This is a genomic window from Dysgonomonas sp. Marseille-P4677 (assembly GCF_016652235.1).
In the GTDB taxonomy this organism is placed as follows: Bacteria; Bacteroidota; Bacteroidia; order Bacteroidales; family Dysgonomonadaceae; genus Dysgonomonas.
This window is the reverse complement of record NZ_JAEPKU010000151.1, coordinates 1-10,267: the sequence shown is the minus strand read 5'-3', so window position 1 is coordinate 10,267 and position 10,267 is coordinate 1. Positions and strand designations below refer to the sequence as shown.

At 37.4% G+C, this 10,267-nt stretch carries 8 protein-coding genes; 3 read left to right on the top strand and 5 right to left on the bottom strand.

The window, feature by feature from the left end:
- Positions 1-198: 198 nt before the first annotated feature.
- Positions 199-1,080 (bottom strand): hypothetical protein, encoded by an 882-nt coding sequence (locus JGH11_RS17500; protein WP_236264112.1) that lies wholly within the window; start codon positions 1,078-1,080, stop codon positions 199-201.
- A gap of 255 nt (positions 1,081-1,335) precedes the next feature.
- Between JGH11_RS17500 and JGH11_RS17495 the strand changes: the two genes are divergently transcribed.
- The 3 genes from JGH11_RS17495 to JGH11_RS17485 all read left to right on the top strand — a co-directional run bounded on the left by JGH11_RS17495 (position 1,336) and on the right by JGH11_RS17485 (position 3,547).
- The gene (locus JGH11_RS17495) at positions 1,336-2,508 is read left to right on the top strand and encodes a TlpA disulfide reductase family protein (RefSeq protein ID WP_201113964.1); all 1,173 of its coding nucleotides are present in this window, start codon (positions 1,336-1,338) and stop codon (positions 2,506-2,508) included.
- 169 nt (positions 2,509-2,677) lie between these two features.
- Positions 2,678-3,148 carry a transcription elongation factor GreA gene (gene greA, locus JGH11_RS17490; RefSeq protein ID WP_201113963.1) on the top strand — a complete coding sequence of 157 codons (471 nt, stop codon included), beginning with the start codon at positions 2,678-2,680 and terminating at the stop codon, positions 3,146-3,148.
- Between the two features lie 6 nt (positions 3,149-3,154).
- Positions 3,155-3,547, top strand: coding sequence for an HIT family protein (locus JGH11_RS17485; RefSeq protein WP_201113962.1), 393 nt, complete (start codon positions 3,155-3,157; stop codon positions 3,545-3,547).
- Between the two features lie 59 nt (positions 3,548-3,606).
- On the opposite strand, the gene JGH11_RS17480 is transcribed toward JGH11_RS17485, so the two are convergent.
- The 4 genes from JGH11_RS17480 to JGH11_RS17465 all read right to left on the bottom strand — a co-directional run bounded on the left by JGH11_RS17480 (position 3,607) and on the right by JGH11_RS17465 (position 10,258).
- Positions 3,607-4,413, bottom strand: coding sequence for an alpha/beta hydrolase (locus tag JGH11_RS17480; RefSeq protein ID WP_201113961.1), 807 nt, complete (start codon positions 4,411-4,413; stop codon positions 3,607-3,609).
- Between the two features lie 151 nt (positions 4,414-4,564).
- Positions 4,565-5,947, bottom strand: a complete 1,383-nt coding sequence (locus JGH11_RS17475; RefSeq protein ID WP_201113960.1) for an efflux transporter outer membrane subunit — start codon at positions 5,945-5,947, stop codon at positions 4,565-4,567.
- The gene (locus JGH11_RS17470; protein ID WP_201113959.1) at positions 5,934-9,092 is read right to left on the bottom strand and encodes an efflux RND transporter permease subunit; all 3,159 of its coding nucleotides are present in this window, start codon (positions 9,090-9,092) and stop codon (positions 5,934-5,936) included. Before JGH11_RS17470 ends, JGH11_RS17475 begins: the two co-directional genes overlap by 14 nt.
- Positions 9,092-10,258 carry an efflux RND transporter periplasmic adaptor subunit gene (locus JGH11_RS17465; RefSeq protein WP_201113958.1) on the bottom strand — a complete coding sequence of 389 codons (1,167 nt, stop codon included), beginning with the start codon at positions 10,256-10,258 and terminating at the stop codon, positions 9,092-9,094. Before JGH11_RS17465 ends, JGH11_RS17470 begins: the two co-directional genes overlap by 1 nt.
- Between the last annotated feature and the right edge of the window lie 9 nt (positions 10,259-10,267).

Sequence of the window (10,267 nt, the reverse complement as noted above, 5' to 3'; positions counted from 1 at the left end):
GAAAGCGGATGCAAAAGTAGAGAAAACTTTATTATACTCCAAATCTTTTAAGAGAAAAATATTAAAGTTTTTTTATACCTCACTTTAATAACCTTATAACAAATGTGTTATAAAACATATTTGTTATTAAAAAAGTTTACTTATAGAATGAGTCTCTGAAAGAAAAGATAAAATCATCCTATAAGAAGATGAAATCAATCATCTACCTATTCCAAATTCATACGTAAGTTTAAATGCAATGCCATGATAAGTCGGCTTAAAGGCTATTCTAGTTTTAGGTTCAGTATCACTCCAATCATAATACGTTGCATTTTGGAGAGAATAGACCAATCCTAGATTTAATGCACGCTTTCCTTTCTTGGAAAGACTTATACCCAATGACGTACTACAGTAAAATCCTTTACCCATAGCGGCTGAATATCCAACTTTCAGATCCCAAAAGGGCGTCGTAGATTCGTCAAGGAAATTAATACGAGGATTTAAAAATATAGGTAAAGATGAGTCTGCATCGTTTAATGTCAAATCAAAAGCAGTTCCTACACCTATATAAAATATAGGATTGAATTGAAACCCGACAGAGCCAGCTGTTTCGAACCTATTATTTTTGGATTTACCTATACCTTGAATATATGCATAATCAAGAAATGCACGAAATCCTCTTATTTCACGATTCCAAATTCGTTCTCGTCGCTTAGGCCTAGGAACGCTGAAAGGATCAAAATAATCGTCCGGATTTGTACTTCGTTGCGCATTAATTATCACAGGTTCATTCGTCATTATGGGTATTTGTATATTATCATGAGAACTTATCGTTTGCTTTAGGATATCGTCCTTTTGCGATTGTTCTGAAATAAGGTTTTGCGATATACCAGATGATATGCCTGATGATTTGGGAGTGCCTATTTTGAATTTACTTTGCTTAAATACATTTTTCACTTCTCCTTGTTGGTAAATCCGCACCTTTTCTCTGTGCGAGACACTATCAATTACTTTTATTGTGATAGTTCCAAACTCTTGTTTAAGAACCACCCCTTCTATCTCTTGGCCATTTTTCAATTGAATAACATCTAGCCTTTCCAAACTAAGGGAATCTTGGGCTCGAATAAAGAATCCACAACCCTGTATCAAAAAAAGTATTAATATAAATCTATGCATAGTATAAATAATGTCTTTAAGGTTCAAGGACTATGTAAATATATAATAAAAAAATAAAAATGTCCCAATCTGAAGGAAATAAAGCATATTATATATAAAAAGAGAAGCCTTCAAGTTTAATCAATTTTGATTATAATTAATATCTTTGCCCCATTGAAATATATTAATAACATTATATACATGAAAACGTCTCTTTTATCTAAATTAACCATCCTTGTTATTGCAACTATAACGCTCATTTCTTGTAATGATAAAAAGAATCAGTTTGTGATCGACGGAAGCGTCGCGAATGCCGATACGACTATGCTCTACCTTGAAAAGAGGACTCTGACCGAAACAACAGTCATTGATTCTATCAAGCTTGATAAAGAAGGTAACTTCAAATTTAGCAAAGCCCGTTTAGATTACCCTGAGTTTTACCTCCTAAGACTAGCAGGTCAGACAATCAATTTGGCAGTAGATTCTACAGAAACAATTACAGTAAAAGCTCAAAAAGATGCTTTCGCGACCGAATACACAATAGAAGGATCAAACGCCTCAGCAAAAATTAAAGATGTAGTCTTGGATCAGAATAAGCTAAGCAAGTCCTTTTCCGATTTAAGCAAAAAATACGAGAATAAAGAGATTTCACAAGATCAATACACAACCTTAGTCGTAGAGGCTGTTAATGAATATAAGGAAAAAGCAAGAGACCTTATTTACTCAGATTATACAAGTCCTGCCGCATATTTTGCTCTTTTCCAGAAAGTAGACAACTATTTGATATTTGACCCGTATGATAAAAAAGATATTGCAGTATTTCAGGCTATAGCTACAATTTGGGATAGTCAATACCCAAATTCTCCTCGGACTGCTAATCTGAAAAGCTTTACATTGGCGGCTCTATCTGAACTTAGAAAAGCTAATAACCAAACTGCTGCATTTGACAAAATAGCTAATACCCAAAAAACAGAAAGCAGTGCATATTATGATATAAACCTCCCTGATATGCATAATAAGAATATTAGCCTTTCGTCTTTGAAAGGTAAAGTCGTTATTCTTGATTTTACAGCATATCAAACAGACTTTTCCCCAGCACACAATATATTAATAAATAAAGCTTACTCAAAATATAAAGGAAGTGTTGAAGTATACCAGGTTTCATTCGATTCGGATGTACATGTTTGGCAGAATAGCGCAGTGAATCTACCTTGGATTTGCGTTAGGGATCAAAAGTCACTGGCTTCAGACTTACTCGCCAAATATAATATACAAGGACTACCTTCTGTATTCCTTGTTAATAAACAAGGAGAAATTGTTAAAAGAATATTATCCACTGACGATCTCTCGGTAGAAGTTCAAAAATTATTATAAAAGTATTGTCAAATATTTTGAATCTATAAAAATTATACATTATCTTTGTTGAAATAGTATGAAAAAAGGAAAAGGAGTTCTGGCCTATACGGCAAGGATTCTTTTTCTTTTTATCGCTTAAAAACAATTACTTAACAATAGTCACTTACTAATTTAATCTTTAATTACTATGGCTATCACTTACATGACCGAAGAAGGTTATAAAAAGCTAAAGGAAGATATTGCCACGCTTGAAAATGTGGAAAGACCTGCTATATCGAAACAGATAGCAGAGGCTAGAGACAAGGGCGACTTGTCTGAGAACGCTGAATACGATGCGGCCAAAGAGGCTCAAGGGCTACTTGAAGCAAAGATAGCCCAATTGAAAAACCTAATGGCTAATGCGCGATTGATAAACGAAGATGCGATAGGTACTGACTTTGTCCAGATACTGAATAAAGTAACTATACGCAACACGAAGAACAATCAACAAATGACTTATACTCTTGTAGCCGAGAGTGAAGCAAATCTTAAAGAACATAAGATTGCAGTGAATACTCCTGTGGCACAAGGCCTGATGGGTAAAAAAGTCGGAGATATAGCTGAGATAAAAGTACCTTCGGGGATAATGAGTTTCGAAATTCTAAATATTTCGATCTGATCAAAGATGGCTAGTATCTTTAGTAAAATAGTCTCCGGTGAAATACCTTCATATAAGGTGGCAGAGAATGATAAATTCTTTGCCTTCCTTGATATTAATCCCATGGCTAAAGGGCATACATTAGTCATTCCTAAACAAGAAACTGACTATATATTCGATTTGGATGATACAACTCTAAGCGATATAAATATTTTTGCAAAAAGAGTTGCTAAAGCCATTGAGAAAGCAGTTCCTTGTAAACGTATAGGACTAATGGTTATAGGCATGGAGGTACCTCATGTACATATCCATCTGATCCCGATAAATAAAGAATCGGATATGATCCTTTCAAATCCCAGAATAAAGCTGGGACAATCCGAATTTGAGTCAATCGCTCAAAATATAAGAAAAAACTTCTAAGGAAGCAATAATTATTAAATAAATAGTAAGCGGAAACCCATAGGCTTCCGCTTTTTCATTTATTTCTTACTATATTTTTTAATCCAATCTAATAACAGCAAGCATCCGGGACTTGCCACCCCTCCATGATCGAAACCTTGTACTTCGTACAATGTAACTTCTTTATTACCAAAAGACTTAAGTATAGATTCCAAATGTAGGTTCTCTTCGTACCGAGCCGTCATTTCCAGATTTCGGTCACCTGAGATCAATAAAGTCGGAGGTATATTCGCACGTGCCTGATTCAATGGTGCATAGGCATCTATAATAGGAAGATTTTGAGGAATGCCCCGTTCTTTTCTTATCGTATAATGCGTATTGGTTTGCCCACTAATAGGAATCAATCCCTTAATTTTGTCTGCATCTATCCCATATTTCGCTAAATATGATTTATCTAGACCGACCATCAATGTCAAATATCCTCCGGCAGAATGTCCTGAAACATATATATTCTGTACGCTGCCGCCATAAGACTCTATATTCTTGAACACCCATGCAACAGAGGCTGCCGCATCTTCAATATACGCAGGATTTGCAGCCTTAGGACTAAGACGGTAATTTACTGCAACTACAGCAATACCTTTATCTTTCAATTCATTGGGAATATGCTTCTCCCCAACTTCCAGACCACCGCCATGAAACCAAACTACTACGGGGAAGTCTTTTTTGTCCGTAGGATAATAGATATCCAGTTTACAACGCTCTTTCCGATAAGTATCTGTTTCTGTTATATCGGTGTATGAAATATCGTTTCTCAATTCGTACTTGGTTTGTGCAACCAGTGAAAGTGCACAAAAGAACAGGATTACAAACGTGATTTTCTTCATATGATTTATTTCTTTTATTATTTTAAGGTAAAAAGAGACAACTATATTTTAACTAAAAAGTTACAAAAGTGACAGTTTTATACTATTTTTTTTGAGGTTACTTTTTTCGAATAATTATTAACCGCAATTGTATTCTATAGATAAATAATTTCTATTTATTTAATCCTCCTCCCAAAGCTTTATACAATGCAACTACAGATATTAATTCATTCAGAATAGCATTATTCATTGCTATTTCGGCATCGAAGAATTGGCGCTGGGCATCCAACACATCGATATAACTTATAGCACCATTTACATATTGCAATTTAGCCAATTCGTGATAAGATTTGGCTGAATTATACAAAGCTTCTTGCGAGCGATACACTTCTTTCATCTTATTAAATGTAACAATGGAATTATTCACCTCCTTGAAGGCCTCCATTACAGACTTCTCATAAGTATAAACCTCCTGCTCATATACTGCTTTTGCGGCATTATGCTTAGCCTTATTCTTCCCCATATTGAATATAGGTCCTGTTAAGACTCCTGCAATAAACCAAGTCGGACTTTTTATAAAATCTGTCAATTCTGTATTTTCGCCACCCAAACGTCCTGTCAATTTTAAAGACGGGAACATTTCGGTATATGCTATCCCTACCTCGGCATTAGCCTGTATAAGCTTTTGTTCGGCTTGCACCATATCTGGACGGCGTTTCAACAAGGATGAAGGTAAATCTATCGGTAAACTTTGTGGTATCTGCTGATGATTAATGCTCTCTCCTCCTCTAGCTAAAGTACCCGAAGGAAATTCTCCTATCAATATAAAAAGGTCATTTTCTTTTAATTTGATCTCATTTTCCAAATTCGGTATAAGTGTTTCGGTACGGGCTAACTCAACAAGACTCTGACGATAGGGAATTTCGGATGTCAAACCTCCCTCATATCTCAATTTGGCAAAACGAACGCCTTCTCTACGGGCCTCCAATGTTTGTTTCACAATTTCCAGCTCGCGATCCAAAGCCATTAGTTCAAAGTACGACTGGGCTACCTGCGAAACAATGGTTAAATGTAAAGCACGTTGAGCTTCTACTGTCTGTAAATAAGCAGCAACCGCAGCCTCGTTTGCCCATCTTAATTTTCCCCAAATATCCAATTCCCACGATATATTCAGATTAGCTCTCAGCTCCGGCGAATATTTACTATTCTCTCCTCCATAATTCAGATATTCTTTTTGCCCGGCCAATTCTCCTCCTATCTCGGGAAAAAGGTTAGCAAAAGAAATACGATTTTTCGCAGCCATTTCTTTTATACGAGCTACAGCAACAAGCATATCTTTATTATGATCCAATGCCTTTACAATTAACTCTTGTAGCGTTGTATCAGCATATAAAGTACTCCAACCAATGTCTGCAACTATACCTTCTGGGGCATTGCCAACTTCAAATTTTTGAGGCATTGGCATATCCGGCTGTTTATATTTCTGCCCTATCTTACATGAAGAGAGTAAGATAAATACAACTACTAATATATATTTGAAATTACTCATTTTCATTATTTTTAATAAGTCTTTTTATTTTAAGAAATTTAGGAAATTTCAGTTCCGGTATTTTAAATTTCTCTTTGGCTTTATAAACCATTACAAAAAAGAATGGCACTAAAATTATACCGAAAGTAATAGCTATTATCATTCCGAAAAACACACCTGTTCCTATAGAATGTCTGCTTGCCGATCCCGGCCCTGAAGCAATAACCATTGGCAACATACCCAGCACAAACGCCAGTGAAGTCATTAAGATCGGACGAAAACGCAGCTTCGCGGCCTGCATAGCAGCAAAGACCGGTTGCATACCCGCATCCACCTGCTCTTTGGCAAACTCGACTATCAAAATAGCATTCTTAGCAGCCAAACCAATTAGTGTGACAAGGCCAATCTGAAAATAAACATCATTGTCCAAACCCAGTATCCATATACCCAAGAATGCACCTAATGCGGCAATAGGTAATGATAACAAGACTGAAATAGGAACGGTCCAACTTTCGTATAAAGCAGCAAGGAAAAGAAAGACAAAAAGAAAAACTAACGACAAGACTATACCTGTTTGCCCCGAGGCCCTTTGTTCCTGAAATGACAATCCACTCCATGCCACGCCGATATTGTCCGGTAAATATTCATTCGATATTCGTTTTATTTCGTTCATTGCTTGCCCCGAACTATAACCTACTGCCGGAGTAACCTGCATCGAAGCCGAAGTATACATATTGAAACGGGAGATGTTACCCGGACCGGTAGTATAGCTTGTTTTACCTAATGCTGTAAGGGGAACCATAGATCCTGTTTTGGTTTTCACAAAAAACAGATTTATGTCCTCTGCTTTTGCCCTGTAAGTTTGATCGGCCTGTATATAAACTTTATAGATACGATTAAACATATTGAAGTCATTCACATATACCGAACCTAAATATGCCTTCATTGTAGAAAAAATATCTGACATAGGCACACCTAACAGCATAGCCTGATCGCGATCTACATCAAAGTACAATTGAGGGATCTCAGGTTGCAGAGAAGATGAGATATTCGATAATACCTTTGATTTTTCGGCATAATACATAAAAGTATCTGTAGCGGCAACCAAATCGTCCCATTGAGCATCGGAACGAGCCTGTAACTTCATTTCTACACCTCCCGCAGAACCCAATCCGGGTATAGCCGGAGGACGGCTGACGAATGATCTTATTTCGGGATAATTATAAAATTCTTTCTGCACTGTACGCATCACCTCATCTACTCCTGTATCACGTTCCTTCCACGATTTGAGAATAACAGTAAGTGTAGTACGTCCTTGATTCGTTCCTACACGTGGACTGGAGCCAGTTACATTTTGAACATATTCTACAGCATCAAGATTATCAAGATAAGCGATAGCCCTATCCGTAACGGTACGCATTCGTTCTAAAGTCGTACCCTCCGGCATTTCCAATTCGACAGTAAAATAGCCTTGATCTTCTTGAGGTATAAAACTGGTAGGAACTATTTTGTTTAATACAAAGATAAAGACCAGAACCATCCCAAATCCGGCAAGGATGCGTCGGGGATTATTAATGACTTTCATCAATATATTACTATATTTACTATTTCCCTTTGCTAACCACTCATTGACTTTACGAAAAACGATATTCTTCTTCTTTCCTTCTACTTCGGGGCGTAAGATAATGGCACACATAGCAGGGCTAAGCGTTAAAGCAACAACAGCCGATATCAACACCGAAACAACGATAGTTACAGAAAACTGCCGGTAAAGAGAGCCTGTAATACCATCCAGAAAACTTACAGGAACAAATACAGCTGCTAAAACTAAAGATGTCGCTATTAAAGCTCCTGTCAATTGTTTCATTGCCATATGGGTAGCTTCTCGGGCTTTCACCCTTTTTTCTGCCATGATACGCTCGACATTTTCAACTACAACTATAGCATCATCTACCACAATACCAATAGATAATACTAAACCAAGGAGAGTCAACATATTCAGCGAAAATCCCATTATTAACATAAACCCGAATGTTCCTATCAACGATATGGGAACTGCGACTATTGGAATTATAGATGCTCGCCAGTTCTGTAACGACAAGAAAACAACTATAATTACCAGAGCTAAAGCTTCAAATAAAGTTTTATAAACCTCGTGAATAGATTCATCTATATATTCGGTCATATCGAAAGGGATCTTATAATCAAGTCCTTCTGGAAAATCCTGTTGTATTTGAACCATCGCGGCTTTCACTTCCTCTGCTACTTCCATCGCATTCGCTCCCGGCAACATAAATATGCTAAGCATAGTAGCATATTTTCCATTCAATCCACTTTCTGTATTATAAGAAGAGGCTTCGAGTGAAACTCTAGCAACATCGCGCATACGAATAAACGAACCATCACTGTTTGCTTTTACCACGATGTCTTCAAACTGGCTGACCGTAGATAAACGACCTTGTGCAGTAATAGGCATTGCGACATCTACATCTATAATAGGCTGTTTACCTAGTTCTCCGGCTGCAGATTCTCGGTTTTGATCTTTTAGTGCATCCTGTAAATCTTTCACCGTCAGCCCAAAGCTTGCCATACGATCGGGATACACCCATATCTGCATTCCGTAATAGCGACTACCGACATTCGAAACACGTCCTACGCCGGGTATACGCCTGATAACATCTACTATATTTATTGTAGCATAGTTACTTAGATATATTTCATCATATTTAGAATTGTCTGAAGTCAAGGCTATCGTCAATAACTGTCCGGGCGCCTGCTTCTCTACTGATATCCCACTTTGAATAACCTCTGCCGGTAAACGGTTTTCGGCTAATTTTACTCTGTTCTGAATTTCTACCGCTGCAAGGTCTGCATTTGTACTTACGTCAAATGTAACTGTTATGGATAATCCACCGGAATTGGAACTACTCGATTCCATATATATCATACCGGGCGTACCATTTAATTCCTGCTCGATCGGTGTAGCAACAGCCTGAGAAACTGTGGTCGCATTTGCTCCCGGGTATGAAGCACTAATCTTCACTACGGGAGGTGTTATTTGAGGATATTGTTCTATTGGCAATAATGCCAACCCAATAATACCGATTATAACAATCAACAAAGAAAGTACAGTAGATAAGACAGGCCTGTCTATAAAAAATCCGGACTTCATTATTTATCCTCCTTTTTTACTTCCTGACTCTTTTCCTCTTCTATTATCCTTCGCTCCTCTTCGCGTGTACGAGGTATAGCTTGCTGCCCATGTGTAAGTTTTTGATAACCCTCCACGACTATATTTTCGTTGACAGACAAACCTCTAGTCACAACTATTTTATTATCTTGCTCCGGGCCTGTTTCTATATACCGTTTTTCGACAATACTATCAGGACGAACTACGAAAATAAAAGCCCCTCCTTTTTCTATAGAGATAGCTTTTCTAGGAACAACTACTACGTTTTCCATCACATCGAGCAACAGTTTCACTCTGGTAAATTGTCCCGGAAGAAGTACCTGATTGGGATTCGGCAATTCTGCCCGAACACCAAAAGTTCCTGTTTTAGGATCTACCTGTGGAGAAGCAAAGTCTACGATCCCTTTTGCAGAATATACTGAATTATCGGCAAGCGTAACTGTTACCGTTGGTTGCCACGAACGTGTAGTATCCAGTTCTCCCAGATGTACATTGCGTCGCTGAGTACGCAAATAATCAAGCGAGGTTAGTTTAAAATCGACTAATACAGTATCACGTTTTACAACTGTAGCAAGTAACGATTTAGAATTACCAACCAATGTTCCTATATCTACATAACGTTCACTAATATAACCTGATAATGGAGAACGAACAACAGTATAACTGAGTTCTAACTTTGCTTGCTCTAAATCGGCCTTACTCATAGCAACATCAGCTTTTGACATATTCAATGCCGCTATAGCATTATCCAGATCGAGTCGACTCGCTGCATTCTGATTGTACAAAGGTTCTATACGAGCTAAATCACCTTCTGCTTTTTGGGCCTGAGCTTCATCTCTTTTGAGTTTGGCTTCTGCCTTTTCTACTTTTGCTTTGTAAAGTCTATCGCTAATATAAAACAGAGGTTCATTTGCTGAGACCTTTTTTCCTTCGTTAAAAGTCATTCTTTCAAGAAAACCTTCTACACGTGCATGAATTTCAACATTACGAGAGGCTCTGATCATGCCCACATACTCTCCATAAATTTCAATATTATCGACTTTGACGGGCTCCACCTCTACTATGGGTGAATGTGTTTCGTTCTTTTTACATGCGCTCAATAGCAAGCAAGAAATACAGAGAACTAAAATACGTTTAATATTGTTCATATATTATAA

Coding starts and splice junctions, on each gene's coding strand:
- JGH11_RS17495 (WP_201113964.1), top strand. CDS start 1,336: ATGAAAACGTCTCTTTTATCTAAATTAACCATCCTTGTTATTGCAACT.
- greA (WP_201113963.1), top strand. CDS start 2,678: ATGGCTATCACTTACATGACCGAAGAAGGTTATAAAAAGCTAAAGGAA.
- JGH11_RS17485 (WP_201113962.1), top strand. CDS start 3,155: ATGGCTAGTATCTTTAGTAAAATAGTCTCCGGTGAAATACCTTCATAT.
- JGH11_RS17480 (WP_201113961.1), bottom strand. CDS start 4,413: ATGAAGAAAATCACGTTTGTAATCCTGTTCTTTTGTGCACTTTCACTG.
- JGH11_RS17475 (WP_201113960.1), bottom strand. CDS start 5,947: ATGAAAATGAGTAATTTCAAATATATATTAGTAGTTGTATTTATCTTA.
- JGH11_RS17470 (WP_201113959.1), bottom strand. CDS start 9,092: ATGAAGTCCGGATTTTTTATAGACAGGCCTGTCTTATCTACTGTACTT.
- JGH11_RS17465 (WP_201113958.1), bottom strand. CDS start 10,258: ATGAACAATATTAAACGTATTTTAGTTCTCTGTATTTCTTGCTTGCTA.